The organism is Faunimonas sp. B44, assembly GCF_052655945.1.
This window is the reverse complement of record NZ_JBQYEX010000028.1, coordinates 1-12,776: the sequence shown is the minus strand read 5'-3', so window position 1 is coordinate 12,776 and position 12,776 is coordinate 1. Positions and strand designations below refer to the sequence as shown.

Below are 12,776 nucleotides of genomic sequence, written 5' to 3'. Positions count from 1 at the left end.
GGCACCAACCCATTGGAGCGCCTGAACAAGGACGTGAAGCGCCGCGCCGACGTCGTGGGCATCTTCCCCAACGAGGACAGCATCGTCCGCCTCGTCGGCGCGGTCCTGCTCGAGGCCAACGACGAGTGGCAGCTCCAGCACCGCTACATGCAGATCGAGGGAATGGCCGAGCTCGACGCGCGCGCCGCCGAGACACAGTCCCTCATCCCCAGCACCGTAGCCGCATGACCGGGGCCGCTCCGACTACACCCGCATTCTCCACCTCATTGACGGATGTGACCCCCCCGCTGGAGGCGTTGCCGCGAAGGCTTCATGGCCCAAGGCAAACGGCTATGCACCGGGCCCAGGTGACGGGGACGCCTTGTCTGCAGCCTCTTTGGCCAGCCTCAGGGCTTTCAGCCTGGCCGACTTCTCGCGAATTGCATGGAGTTCGATGTCTGCATGCGGCTGCGTCTCGACACTGTCCCGTCGTTCAGCGCGTATACGAACGCTCTTGAAAGGAGTCCCAGCGTTCCAGCCGCCCTTGCTCTGATCCTTCATCCCGGCTCCCTCTCATTCCCCGGAGGAGCTCGTTGATCGCCCGGTCTTTCCCTGCCGCCGAACTGGCAGCGAGCGGCGATCAGAGTCTCAGCGGTGATTCTACGCCGTCCTGCGAGCGTGGAGCAATCTGGCAGAGACGGCGGACCGCCTCGAGCGGAGGTTCAGGACGCCGCAGGGTGAATTCCGGCCATTGCCATTGGCCACGGGCAGGTGACTGGAGTACCCAGCCACAGGATCTGCGCATGGGGATACGTTGGCTCCCTCTTCGGCGCTGACGCCCGGACCAACCGAGGAACCCAACTGCCGTTAGAAGTAGCTGCGTCGGCTGACGCGCAACAGCTCCTGCTCGGCGCCCAGCCAATGGTCTTCTTCCCGGTTGCTCGGGCGGCCCTCCTGTTCCCATAGTTCATACGCACGGCGTCTGAGCGCCTCCATCAACGACGGTGAAGGCCAACGTCCACCGTCCTCGCTTATGCCCTCGAGTTCGACCCCTCGCCCGGAGGCGAGCGCTGCACGGATGATTGCGAGGCAGATGCTCTCTTTCGAAGCTTCAGGAAACTCAACCAGCAGCTTCTCAGCAGCTTTGCTAACCCGGACCAGCTCGCCACATGAGTGCACGACGTTTGCGATCCTCATCGGCAGTTCGCGTTCCATCATTCCCGGGAGACACGTCGGCAAATCTAGCGCGCGCTGCGCATTCGTGCTGTCAAGAATCCGTCTGGCAATGACCAGCGTAAAGGTCATTGAAGCGGGCCGGTTCTTCAGTCGCAGAGGCCGAGCTTGCGGCAGAGGTCGAGATAGTAGCGCCGGACCTCCGGTCCCCAGGAGGCCATCAGCTCGCCAGCTAGCCGCTCGATCTCCACGGCGTCGGCCTTGCCCGACCGAAGCAGCTTCAGGAGGGACTGGATGGCCCATTTCTGGCCGTCGTCGCTCAGCTTCACCGCTTCATCGAGCAGGGTCACGATTGCCTGGTCGACGATACTCGGAACCGGATTCATGGCACACGTTCCGGCCTGGCTCGCCTCATCACAAAGCCACTGATCACAAATCCACTGCCAGGCAGACCCGCCCAAACGCGACCAGCGACCTTTGGTTCCGTCGGACCGGATTGCTGCGGCGATGAATGCAGGCTGGTGGCGGGTGGCTCCGGACTGGAGGTCTGTTAAGCGGACGAGGGAGCCACCCGCATCCGTGCCATGTCACGGAAGAATCAAGAAAGGATGACCGCGCAACAGGCGCGGGTCCAGCCGACCGGAACGTGCAGCCGACTTTCTCCGCCTCAGCGTCGGCGGTCCTGGTTCAGGACCACGACCGAGGATGTCCGGAGGGGATACTCCCCTGAGGGCCGCATCCCCAGATACCCGGTCCCATTCAGGTCCGGTTCAGCCTGACAGCCCAACCTTCGCCGAACGTGCAAGTGCTCAGACGAGCAGGAGCGACGCTGATCCGCGCCTCCGCCGGATCCGATGCCGCAGCGCGACCGGAGGACCGGAACCTGTCCCGTCAGTGCCTGATCAATGCGGGATGGCCATCAGCTCCCGACCGGCATCTGCCAGGCATCTGCATGCCTCGGGGCTACCCTTGGCGGACAGCGAGAATTGCCGCGGCGGCTGCGCTCGCTCTGATCACGGCCTCTGAAGGTTCCGCGGCACCGCACGCGATGACCTGCGTTGCCGCACATGGCAGCTATGACGTCCGCCTTGCCGATGACGCGCTGCAATTCACCGGGCCCAAAGCTCATGCGACGGCGGCCGCGGCATTCCCTGTCCTCGTGCTGCGCGAGCGCGCGGCCGCATCGAGCATGCCCATGAGCGGCGCAGACTACCGCTTCATTGCACATTTCGGTGTCCGCAAACGGATGGAGTTCTTCGTGAATGGTCGACTCGTTGGCACGGACCCCTGCAGCTGAGGCGGTCGTTATTGGCACCGGTTGGTGATCGGGAGGCGGTGGTGCAGGCCAGGACCTTGACGATGACGGTGATGCTCTGCGTGCTCGCTGCCGCTCTGCCCAGCACCTCCCCGGCGCAGCCCGCGAATGTCGAGGCACCGGCAGCGAACCACGACGTGTTCCTTGCCCCCGAGCAAGGCTGGCAGCTCTACGTGAACGGCCGCTTCGGAACCCGCGTCGCGTACCCTGTCGAGGTGTTCAGTCCCCGTCCGCCGCCAGAGAACGGCGATGGCCGTCGATTCCAGTCCGGCGATGCGGAGTTCGAGGTGTTCGCCTGGGAGAACGCCGACGGTGACACCGGCACCTCGATGGAATCCAAGCTTCTCGGCTCCGAGGGGTATGAACGGGTCGAGCGCGCGCAAGCGAGCGACACGCATCTCATCCTGTCCGGAATTCGTGAAGGAAAGGCCTTTCACGAGCATTACGTCATCACGGGCGGAACGATCCAGGCGCTCGGGATGGAATACCCCCGGGAGCGCAGGACGGAGTACGAGCCCCTCTACACTGCCATCGACAGCACGTTCCTGCACGGTGACGAAGCCGCTGCCCTGCTCGCCGAGGGGAGATCTGCCGTTCCCGGCCAGGTCATGCCGGACACATCCCTGCTCCTGCCGACCGGGAGGCATGCTGCCGAACCTCTCAGCGCACGAAGCGAGGATCGGCCGTACCTCCTCCGGGGCTGGAAGATGAAGGAGAAGCGCGGAGCCGCTTCGAAAGCGTCCGGGGGCAATGGCAGATCGAAGATGAAGGGGCTCAAGTACAAGGAGAGGAAGCGTCGCGGCGGCAGGGGGAAATGACACTGAGCTGGTGATCGTCCGCACGCGTCAGGCGAGTCCGGTGCCGCTTGGCAAAAGATTTTCTACCTTGACCTTCAATGACATACGCCCGCTCCGTACCGACGGAACCGGGTCCTGCCGCGGCCATTCGCGACTCCGGGCCGGCCTCGGCGGCACCATGGGAGGATGCAATGCCTGAATTCGCACCCGAGACGATCGATGCGAAGGCGGCACTGCTCCTCGAGGAAGTGCTGAGGGCGCGCGAGGGCGGGAAGCGATGGATCGCCTCGACGCTGCTCCGGCTGGTGCGCTCCGGCTCTGCAAGCGATTGGGAGCTTGACGATCTCGCCCGTGAGATCGCGAGCGACTGGGGCGCCGAGCTCACGCAGTATTATTGGGATCTGTGCCGACGGGTTGGGCTCTGCGACTGATGGCGACCGCTCATCGCGGCGAGGACCCGGGGCAAGCCGACAGGGCTTACGGGCCGGGCGAAGCGATCACGCGATGGCCTCCTCAGTGGAATACCCGCTGCGAGCCCTTGGACCATGTGGGACGGAGGAAGAAGCCGAGGCTGGGACCTGCGGCTCTAGCCTGGTCGGCCCCGCGATATGATCGCCGCGAAGGGAGTGTCGGTCAGGACCCGGGCAGCGTCATCGGTGACCTCGAAGTGCCACCCCGGCCAGGCCCGCTCTTCCTGCTCGAGCTGATCCAGGCTCACGGCGCGGACTGCGGCAATCGCATGGTCGAGGTCCGGCGCGTCCACCCCGATCGTGTCTTCCACCCGGTGGCCGGTACGCACGACATGGAAGAAGAAACGGGGCATTGGTGAACATGTAGTACCCATCTCGCTACGATCTTGCCGATTCCGGTCAGGCAGGAGTCACAACAAGTTGATTAACTACTTCACGTTGCGGGACTCGCGTGAGCGCATGTGCCTTTTTCCGCGTCGCGTATACTGAAGTTGTTCATGCCCCGCTTCTTCTTTGAATTTTACGAGGGACGGATCGTCCGCTCGTCGGACCCGGAAGGCTACGAGCTGGCCGATCTCGCGGCTGCGCATCGGCAGGCGGTGACGATGATCGACTGCCTGACCGCCGTGGGCGACGACGATCCGGGTTGGCGTGACTGGTCGTTCCGGATTGCCGACAGTGACGGCCGGACGGCGCTCACCGTCCTCTTCCCGGCGCAACATCGACCGGAGGAGCCGGGCGGGAGCGAGATCGTCCGAATGCCGTCTGCAGCGGACGCTCACGCCGGAAACGTGAGCATCTTCTGAACCTCACACGGCTGGCGCGAAGCGGAACATCCGGCTCCAGAAGGGTCGTGCCCGCCGCACTTCAACGATCCCGAGTTGTGCCTCCAGGACTTCGCACATGGCTTTTGCCTGCGCGGCCCTGATGCCCACATTGCGAACATTGCGAGAGTAACTAAATTCGGTCACCGCATCCGTTGCCAGCTAATGTATGAACGGCATATGAACAGAGATAATCGCAGAAGTTGAAGTATAGTTGCCGATGAAAGCAGGTGGAACTGGGATGTCAGTTTGCCATTGAGTGGGTCCAACTAGACGTCTTCCCGGGAGGGAACCATGTTGAAGAAGCTTCTTACCTCGTCGTCGCTCGCGTTTGCTCTCGTGCTTTCGGCCCCGCTCACTGCCGGGGCGCAGGGAGGCGGCGTCGGCGGCGCTGCCGGAGCGGCGGCCGAGAAGGCAGAGGGCGCTGTGGAGAAGGCGACGGAACGCGCAGAGCGTGGCGTCGAGAAGGCGGCGGGACGCGCCGAGCAGGTCGAAGGCAAGGCCGGTAATGTCGGCGTCGACCAGGCCGGGCAGAATGCCGGCGTCGGCAAGGGCCAGGCGGTGGGCCAGGGTCCGGGCCGGCAGGGCACCGGGCAGGCCAATTTCGGTAATGTCGTCTCTGCACTGAACAATGTCAGCGCTCAGGTCCAGAACGTGCAGGCGCTGAACAACGTGAACGTCGTCGATGTCGTCGACATCAATGGGGTGCTGTCGGGCAACAATGTCCAGGCGCTCAACAACGCGCTGAACCGCAACGAGGTGGAGATCCTCGAGCTGCAGAATGTCCTCAACGACAACGAGGTCATCAAGGACGCGCTGAACGACCTCAACATCGCGGTCACCGATGTCGTCGCGGTCAACGTGCTGAGCGGCGGCGATCTCGTCGTCTTCACGCGCTGATCCCCGATCCAAGCGACTGCGGAGGGTCGGAGGCAGCATGCCTCCGGCCCCTCTTAGTCCCCTGACGACTGATCTCGTGGAGTGCCGCCGGGCTTCGGTGCCTGCGGCCAGGGATCGCCGCGGAATGCGAGGGCACTCACTCTCCAACCGGCGGTCCCAATATTTTCACTCCGTCCGCGGCGTTGCCAAGCTCGCGCCCCGGTTCCGCATCTGCTCGAACTTGTCCGGCCGGGCCTTATCGGTGACGAGAGCGTGAACGGCCAGGTCATGGAGAAGGGTGTCGTGTTCGACCCAAACGGGGCCGAGAGAAGTTGGCTGGCAGGCACCCGAAAGCAGATCGGGGGGATCCTTGATTCGCAGGACGTGCCCGCCAGCCGAATCGATGCATAGCATCGCCAGGAAGAGGCAAGCCATGGACGATAGGTTGCGGAAGGTACCTGGCTGCCGCGCCATTAAAGAGGCCCGGCGCCATTGCGGCGGCGGCGCCGATCGATGCGGGAGGCGCCATGCCGCAGAAGCTCTATGCTCGCCACTGCCCCACGTGTGACAGGGGCGTAATCGGCGTCAAGAATGCGCCCTCCCACCTCCTGCACCTCATCCTGGCACTCGTCACCTTCGGGCTCTGGATACCGATCTGGATCCTGCTCACGTTACTGGCGGCGACGTCCATGGTGCCAGAAATGCCGCTCCACGACGTTGCGCTACCCATCTGAACCCAAGCGCGCAGCTGTCGCCGATCCTGCACCTGCCGCGCGGTGGGCCGAGCACGAATATCGTCCGAGTGATGACCTGAAGCACAAGGATCATCTGGAGCAGGGCGCGACTCACAGGTCTGAATAGCCGGGCAAACTGGGGCGCGAATTTGCCCCTGCGGCGGGGAAACGGTTCAAGAGATCCCGACCATGAACATCACGGTCGGGACGTCAGCGGCATAGCCGATGGTCAATGCGGCCCTGGGCGCCGGCGCGCTCGCTGCCGGTTTCGCGGAGGAGCCAGATTGCTCCTATGTACCTGCCCCCACAGAGATCGATGACGTTCTCTGGAGACAGGAGGAGCGCCGACACAGAGCTGCGCCGGGCTACATGCTCCGCAGCGCCTGCTCGCAGGCAGTTTCACAGCGTCGGCACGCTTCCGCACAAATCCGGCAATGCTCGTGCATATTCGCGTGCTTCTCGCATTCCTCAGCGCACAATCGGCAAGCGGTCTGGCAGGCCTGCAGCATCAGGCGGATCACCTGTTCGTTGGACCCCGTGCGGCGCGTGGCAATCGTACCGGTCGCCGCGCAGACATCGGCGCAATCGAGATTGAGCCGGATGCACTGGCGCAGCTGCTGCACCATGCTCTCCGCCAGGCAGGCGTCAGCGCAGGAGACGCAGGTCTGGGCACAGGAGAAGCATTCGTCGATGCAGCGGATCAGTACGTCGTTGGTGTTGCCGCGGACGTCAGGATGCGTGCTGATGATCTGATGTGATTGCATGTCGGTTCTCCTCGAGAAGGCTGAGTGTGAGCGAAAGCGGGAGGGGCGGTGCGCGGGCGCCGGCTGCCGCGCCTCGCTCCTGCTGCCCCACACGATCGCGGCGGTCACGGCTGCGAGCAGCGCGACGGTTGCGAACACCGCAGTCCCAGAGACGCCGTAGCGTCGTGGTGACAGGGCGCGCGGGATGTGCCAGCGCTCAGCCATGAGGGCGGCAATGCGCTCGCGTTCGAACTGCCGCGTCAGGGTCTCTTCCTCTTCAGGCCGAAGCGCTGTGCGGAGGGCCGGCAGGACGTCATCCTCGACGTGGCGGAACTCGCGCTCGAGCCGACTGGCGAGTTGCACGAACCGATTCATCCAGTTGCGGCTGATCCTGCCTCCGTCAGCGTTCTCGAGTTCCTCGACGCGCTCACGGAGCTCGTCATGCGAGCGTTCCATGGCCGCGGCATGCGCCCGCGTCGGCTCGTGGTGCTTCAATGCCGGGTAGAGCACGGCTTCTTTGCCGGCCAGATGCCGCTCTACCTCCTTGCCGAACTGATGGAAAAGTCGATCGCGGCTGCCGTCTGGACCGTGCCAGGTGCCGGAGATCTCCCTGGAGAGCTCGCGAATGTTGGCGTGGTCCGCCCGCAGCATCTGCCAGATGTCCATGCGGCTCCTCCAACTCTGCTACCGGCGTTAATGGCGGGACCCCGTAGGTGTTCCGGGCCGCTCCTGCGGCGGGCCAAGCAGTTCAATGCCCCACCCCATCCCCATAGGCCCCCGGTGGCGGCGGCGGAGGCTTCAGCAGGTCGCCCCACGAGGACCCGCGCCCCGGGTTCTCCGCGGCGAGCCGCGCCGCCTCCTTCTTGCCGAGCGGGCGCTCCTTCGGCTCCGGCGCCGCCTCGACCCAGCCAAAGCGGCTCTTCAGGGCTAAGATCGTCGCGATCAACGCCTGGCGATCCCGGCCCTGTGCGATGCGGAGAAGATTATGGGCAAGCTGCGCCTCCAGCTTGGCGGCGCCGGCGTCGAGCGCTTCCCCGTAGTGCTTCCGGAGGGTCTTCGGATCGATGCCGAGCACCTGCGCGACCGTTCCTGCTGGAAGGACCAGCCGGCCAGCATTTCGACGACGCGGCCGTCCTTTTCAGGTGGCTGGGAGGCAGGACGTCCGCCGGCTGGTATAGGCAATCTCCTGGCTCAAGCGTATTTCTTATAGGAGGGAAAAATTCTGCGTGGGGGCGGCACCGGACCGTCCCAACCAGCAAGTTTTCAGATTTGTATCCCCCCAATAGCCTTACATCATGCCGACTCCGCCTAAGCTTCTCGTTGACTACTGTAGCTAATCGAGAGTGACGGCTCTGAAATGACAACAGCACGAACGCGCGTACATCTACGATGCTCTATGACGGCGGAAGAAAAATTTGAGATCGCATCGATTGATTACCCCGTTTGGAAGGTGATCCAGGGTGCTCGGGCGCCAGCGCCACGTCCTGGCGACCATTCGAGGCGAGTGTTCCGTGAAGCTCAACCAGGGCGTCGTCCCCTCAACGCTCTCACGCACAAGGTGTCGCCTGCCTTGCCGGTCCCGGGCGTTCGCGCACCAGAGGTTCTGATCTATGATCTGCCGTGCGTGGCCCTGCACGCCTCGGCTCCCATGGTGGTGCTTCGATGAGCACGATTTCCCGGCACGATGCGTGGCAGGCGGGTGACAGCTACGAGCTCTACATGGGCCGGTGGAGCCGACCCATCGCGGCACGGTTCCTTGACTGGCTCGCAATGCCGAGCGGGCTGGACTGGCTCGACCTCGGCTGCGGAACAGGGGCCCTGACCGAAGCCATCGTGCGGAAATGCGACCCAGAAAGCGTCATTGCCATCGACCCCTCTGAAGGCTTCCTTGCCAAGGCGCAGGCGAACGTCCCAGATCCTCGGGCGCAATTCCACGTCGGCGACGCAGCAAGCCTCGGGGCGATCCCGGCGGACAGCCGGGACGTCGCAGTGTCGGCGCTGGCGATCAACTTCATCCCGGCTCCGGTGGGCGCGCTCGCGGAGATGAAGCGCATCGTCCGTCCGGGTGGAACCGTCGGCTTCTATGTCTGGGATTATCCGGGTGGCGGGATCGGACTGATGCGCGCGTTCTGGACCGCGGCGGTCGCACTCGACCCGGCGGCCAGCGAACTCGGCGAGGACCGGCGGTTTCCATTCTGTACGCAGGAGGGACTCCTCAACATGGCACTGGAGGCCGGCTGGGTTTCCGCCGAGTGCACCCGCATCGAAATTCCGTCCATCTTCAGGGACTTCGAGGACTATTGGCAGCCCTTCACGCTCGGAGCGGGGCCGGCGCCGGGCTATTGCGCCAGCCTTGCTCCCGATACCCGCCAGCGCCTGCGAGACCGCCTCTCCGCTACGCTCGAGCGGTCGGAGGACGGGTCGATCACGCTCATGACGAGGGCATGGGCGCTCAAGGCCAGGGTGCGTTGAGGCAGGGCTGCTGCTTCCGAACCCGCGCCGCTGCGGAGCATGGGCGCAGAGCGCCACCAACTCGGCGAGTTGCGTCCGGTGAAATCGTGACAAACGTGACGGCGGAGCGGCATGGAGAGCCTCACTTCGCCGCTTGCGCCGCGACGCGTTCATGAGGTCGGCGAGCAGCCCCACACGGTGCGCGGCGCGCTTGCCGGCGCGCTCAAGAAGAAGCTGGGGCTCGCAGTGACCTCCGAGAAGGTTGAGAGACGCGGACGGGTGTATCGGATCACTGATTAAGAGAGCAGCTACGCGCAAGCGATCGACTATGGCGACCCGGCCGAGGTAGCTGCCAACCCTGGCACTCCTCTACGGGGGCTGCACATGCAGAGATCCTAGTCTACTACATACCCGGGTAGACAACCTCCTCGACACGCTGGCAACGCCGGCAGCGAGAGTGGCCGGCATCGACGTTTCCGCAGCAGTCATGGCCGACCTGCCGTCGGTCGTCAGGTGGACGACACCGCCGGCAGGTCGGCGAACGAAATCAGGCGCTGCCGGTCTTCGTCCCAGAGAACAAGTCGAACGCTTTCCAGGCTCTCCCTCAGCGTCAGCCGGCTTACGGTCTGAAGGGACGGAAAGTCACGCATCACCTCGGGCAGGCGGTAATACGGAATTCGGCTTGCCAAGTGATGCACGTGGTGCACGCCGATATTCGCAGTGAACCAGCGAAGCCAGCCAGGCAGATCGTAGTACGAGCTCCCATGAAGCGCCGCTTCTTGCGCATTCCAATCCGCGTGCCGCTTCCACAGCGTCTCTTCGAACTGGTGCTGAACGTAGAAGAGCCAGACCCCCATCGAACTCGCCAGCAGAGCCACCGGAACATAGAGCAGGAGGAAACTTGAAAGCCCCATCGCCCACATCAGCAGAATGGGCAGCGAGGGCGATGGCCCCATTCGTTATCATCGTGCTGATCCAGGGTTGCCACCCCCCTCGCATCAGCCCGACCGGCAGCCGGTACTGCATGAAGAACAGCCAGAAAGGCCCAAGACCGAACATGACCAATGGATGACGATACAAGCGGTAGCGGAGACGGGACCACCGCGATAGCGCCTGGTATTCGCAGACCGTAAGGGTATCGATGTCGCCGATACCGCGGCGATCCAGATTGCCTGCGCCCGCGTGATGGGCGGCATGCGTGCGACGCCAGTAGTCATACGGCGTGAGCGTCAGAATACCGATGACACGACCGACCCAGTCATTGACGCGGCGCGAACGGAAGAATGCTCCATGTCCGCAGTCATGTTGGATCATGAAAAGCCTGAGAAGAAAACCGGCCGCTGGCAGCACGGACAGTCCATAGAGCCAAAGATTGCCAAGCTGCAGGCCGAGCCACATCAGCGTCCATAACCCGAGGAGCGGAACCACCGTGATCCAGAGCTCAAGGAGACTGCGAGCCGTACTCGGTTCTCGGTAGCGCAGCAGAGCTCGGGAGAGCTGCCGTGCATCCGTGATAGGATCAGAAGCATTGATGCTGCTAAGTGAAAAATCCGTCATACTGGGAATTGGACCTCCTTGGCAGAAACGCCGCCAACGGGTTGCGCTGCGGCCAAACAACTGCGCAATGACGACCAGGTCGGCCGATCGCCAGTCGCACGCGCCATTCTCACAGGGACACTCGCGTCGGGCGGGTAACAATTGGCGGCATAGAACCGGACCTCCAACCTGCACCACCCGCTTCAATTGGCACGGCTGAACGTGTGCCTGTTTCTCCGGCACCGGCTGCCACCGCCATAGGAAAAGGATCTTCGTTCTATCGACCAGCGGAGGGTTGAAATCGGGACGCATCAGAGAACGAGATTGTGACGGTCACGCCAGCGTCGCCCTGGACTTCCACCTCGCCTCCAATCTGCTTCACAAGCGAACGAACCAAGCCATAGCCAAGCGACCCTTCTCGGTAGCTCGTCATCCCGACGCCGTTGTCCCGGACCACGATTTCGACACGTCCCGGTTGGCTACGCCTGGCGTGAACCAGAATCATGCCGGAACGGCCGTGGGGGAAGGCGTACTTCACAGCGTTGGTGATCAGTTCGGTCAGCACGATACCAAGGGGGAAGGCCGCATCGGCATCGACCAGGATGTCCTCCTCGGTTCGAGCCCTCAGCGCGATCCGTTCGTCGCCGCCCGTCAGGGACTGCAAGGCCTCGCACAGTTCGGCGACATAAGTGGCCACGTCGACACGCTGCGCGTGCTCCGATCGGCTCAGCATGTCGTGAACCCGTGCCATGGCGTTGAGCCGCTCGGCCGATTCCTCGAACAACGACCTGACCGCCAGGTCCTTATGTCGTCTACCCTGCAACAGCAGCAGCGCCGCGGCGACGGAGAGGCTGTTCTTGGCCCTGTGGTTGACCTCGACGAGCAACATCTCCCTCTCTGCGACAAAGGCCCCTGAGCCTTTGATTTGCTGCCTCCAGTTCTTGTGTCCTGGACGCTACGCGTCCCTCCAACTCAACAGTGAGCGCCCAAAAGGTCCGCTTCGGCCTCGTATCGCCTCGTGATGTCGAGATAGGAGAGAAAATGGTTTGTGACCGTGCCCTGGGCCGTCGTCCAGCGGGCTGGCGAAAAGCATGGCTCGGAAAGGGGTCTCATTCTTGCGATACTGCACGATTTCGAGATTTTCATCCCGACCTTCCCTGATCGCCTCTTCGTAGCGCCGAATGGCCTCGGGGTCCGTTTCCTCTCCGTTCATGAAATGGGGGTCTTGCCCCAGCATCTCCTCAACGGTGTAACCGGAGAGATTGCTAAAAGCTTCGTTCGCAAACGTGATCGGGTTGCCTGGCAGGGTAGCGTCCGTCACCAGCATCGGCATTCGCGTCAGGCGAACTGCGTCTACGAAGACACCGTCCTGTTCCCGAACGGACGCGATATGTCCTTCTGATCGAGTCCTCGCCGCTGTGTCAGGCATGCCGTGCTGAAAATTGTTCACAGCAGGATCCGGTTTCTTCATGTCATCCATTTAGCACCGATGCCGTTACCCTTCTCCGGTAAGATTATCCGTGGGCCTCACGGACGCGATGCGCCAGCAGCTCACGCGTCGAGCAAAGCGGCGATTGACTCTCCCGCCACGTTTTCCGAAAGGTCTGGTGCGCCGTCTCCGCAATCGGTCTGCCTGCCGAGAGCTGGATCAGGCCCATCTCAACCTGCCCGGGAGACATTTCGGCCGCGGCCGGGCTGCGGGGGCGGAAAGAACCGCGCGGAAAGGCGTCATCCGTTTAGCCCCATGGACCTGCCAATCATCCCATCTTCGTCATCGTGCGCCGGGTCGGCTATGTGCGGTGGCCTCTGGATTGCGTTGGAGGATACGCCGTCTTGGCTTCGTCCTCGATCAGTTCGCGGGCTCGGTGCCAGTAG

The 12,776-nt window shown here is 63.4% G+C and carries 16 protein-coding genes and 2 pseudogenes; 9 read left to right on the top strand and 9 right to left on the bottom strand.

All coding sequences use genetic code 11. The features are described 5' to 3' along the window. A partial coding sequence (locus ACUN0C_RS19685; protein ID WP_445468114.1) for a transposase occupies window positions 1-228 on the top strand: 228 nt, incomplete at its 5' end. 618 nt (window positions 229-846) lie between these two features. On the opposite strand, the gene ACUN0C_RS19680 is transcribed toward ACUN0C_RS19685, so the two are convergent. Both ACUN0C_RS19680 and ACUN0C_RS19675 read right to left on the bottom strand, forming a co-directional pair. Further along, the gene (locus ACUN0C_RS19680; RefSeq protein ID WP_445468113.1) at window positions 847-1,284 is read right to left on the bottom strand and encodes a DUF2934 domain-containing protein; all 438 of its coding nucleotides are present in this window, start codon (window positions 1,282-1,284) and stop codon (window positions 847-849) included. Between the two features lie 17 nt (window positions 1,285-1,301). After that, entirely contained in the window at window positions 1,302-1,538 is a 237-nt protein-coding gene (locus ACUN0C_RS19675; RefSeq protein ID WP_445468112.1) for a hypothetical protein, read from the bottom strand. A 662-nt stretch (window positions 1,539-2,200) separates the two neighbouring features. Between ACUN0C_RS19675 and ACUN0C_RS19670 the strand changes: the two genes are divergently transcribed. The 3 genes from ACUN0C_RS19670 (at window position 2,201) to ACUN0C_RS19660 (ending at window position 3,695) form a co-directional block, all read left to right on the top strand. Next, the gene (locus ACUN0C_RS19670) at window positions 2,201-2,449 is read left to right on the top strand and encodes a hypothetical protein (RefSeq protein WP_445468111.1); all 249 of its coding nucleotides are present in this window, start codon (window positions 2,201-2,203) and stop codon (window positions 2,447-2,449) included. 62 nt (window positions 2,450-2,511) lie between these two features. After that, window positions 2,512-3,285 (top strand): hypothetical protein, encoded by a 774-nt coding sequence (locus ACUN0C_RS19665; RefSeq protein WP_445468110.1) that lies wholly within the window; start codon window positions 2,512-2,514, stop codon window positions 3,283-3,285. Window positions 3,286-3,455: 170 nt separating this feature from the next. After that, window positions 3,456-3,695 (top strand): hypothetical protein, encoded by a 240-nt coding sequence (locus ACUN0C_RS19660; RefSeq protein WP_445468109.1) that lies wholly within the window; start codon window positions 3,456-3,458, stop codon window positions 3,693-3,695. Window positions 3,696-3,850: 155 nt separating this feature from the next. Here ACUN0C_RS19660 and ACUN0C_RS19655 read toward each other — a convergent pair whose 3' ends face one another. After that, entirely contained in the window at window positions 3,851-4,087 is a 237-nt protein-coding gene (locus tag ACUN0C_RS19655; protein WP_445468108.1) for a DUF6894 family protein, read from the bottom strand. A 144-nt stretch (window positions 4,088-4,231) separates the two neighbouring features. On the opposite strand from ACUN0C_RS19655, the gene ACUN0C_RS19650 reads away from it, so the two are divergent. From ACUN0C_RS19650 to ACUN0C_RS19640, 3 genes are all read left to right on the top strand, one after another. Next, window positions 4,232-4,540 (top strand): DUF6894 family protein, encoded by a 309-nt coding sequence (locus ACUN0C_RS19650; protein WP_445468107.1) that lies wholly within the window; start codon window positions 4,232-4,234, stop codon window positions 4,538-4,540. 312 nt (window positions 4,541-4,852) lie between these two features. Beyond that, the gene (locus tag ACUN0C_RS19645) at window positions 4,853-5,458 is read left to right on the top strand and encodes a hypothetical protein (RefSeq protein ID WP_445468106.1); all 606 of its coding nucleotides are present in this window, start codon (window positions 4,853-4,855) and stop codon (window positions 5,456-5,458) included. A 506-nt stretch (window positions 5,459-5,964) separates the two neighbouring features. Then, a complete protein-coding gene (locus ACUN0C_RS19640) occupies window positions 5,965-6,171 on the top strand; it encodes a hypothetical protein (RefSeq protein ID WP_445468105.1) in 207 nt (68 codons plus the stop codon). A 365-nt stretch (window positions 6,172-6,536) separates the two neighbouring features. Here the strand turns inward: ACUN0C_RS19640 and ACUN0C_RS19635 are convergent, their stop codons facing one another. From ACUN0C_RS19635 to ACUN0C_RS19625, 3 genes and pseudogenes are all read right to left on the bottom strand, one after another. Then, on the bottom strand, window positions 6,537-6,935 hold the full coding sequence (locus tag ACUN0C_RS19635) for a four-helix bundle copper-binding protein (protein ID WP_445468115.1): 399 nt from the start codon (window positions 6,933-6,935) through the stop codon (window positions 6,537-6,539). A gap of 288 nt (window positions 6,936-7,223) precedes the next feature. Beyond that, window positions 7,224-7,565 (bottom strand): annotated as a pseudogene (locus tag ACUN0C_RS19630) (hemerythrin domain-containing protein); the annotation flags it as partial. A 97-nt stretch (window positions 7,566-7,662) separates the two neighbouring features. After that, the gene (locus ACUN0C_RS19625; RefSeq protein WP_445468104.1) at window positions 7,663-7,989 is read right to left on the bottom strand and encodes a hypothetical protein; all 327 of its coding nucleotides are present in this window, start codon (window positions 7,987-7,989) and stop codon (window positions 7,663-7,665) included. A gap of 587 nt (window positions 7,990-8,576) precedes the next feature. Between ACUN0C_RS19625 and ACUN0C_RS19620 the strand changes: the two genes are divergently transcribed. Next, entirely contained in the window at window positions 8,577-9,386 is an 810-nt protein-coding gene (locus ACUN0C_RS19620) for a class I SAM-dependent methyltransferase (RefSeq protein WP_445468103.1), read from the top strand. Between the two features lie 111 nt (window positions 9,387-9,497). Next, a complete protein-coding gene (locus tag ACUN0C_RS19615) occupies window positions 9,498-9,665 on the top strand; it encodes a DUF3489 domain-containing protein (RefSeq protein ID WP_445468102.1) in 168 nt (55 codons plus the stop codon). Between the two features lie 209 nt (window positions 9,666-9,874). On the opposite strand, the pseudogene ACUN0C_RS19610 reads toward ACUN0C_RS19615, so the two are convergent. The 3 genes and pseudogenes from ACUN0C_RS19610 to ACUN0C_RS19600 all read right to left on the bottom strand — a co-directional run bounded on the left by ACUN0C_RS19610 (window position 9,875) and on the right by ACUN0C_RS19600 (window position 12,381). Continuing rightward, window positions 9,875-10,922, bottom strand: a pseudogene (locus ACUN0C_RS19610) (fatty acid desaturase). A gap of 256 nt (window positions 10,923-11,178) precedes the next feature. After that, entirely contained in the window at window positions 11,179-11,790 is a 612-nt protein-coding gene (locus tag ACUN0C_RS19605) for a sensor histidine kinase (protein ID WP_445468101.1), read from the bottom strand. Between the two features lie 66 nt (window positions 11,791-11,856). Then, window positions 11,857-12,381 (bottom strand): PAS domain-containing protein, encoded by a 525-nt coding sequence (locus ACUN0C_RS19600; protein WP_445468100.1) that lies wholly within the window; start codon window positions 12,379-12,381, stop codon window positions 11,857-11,859. Between the last annotated feature and the right edge of the window lie 395 nt (window positions 12,382-12,776).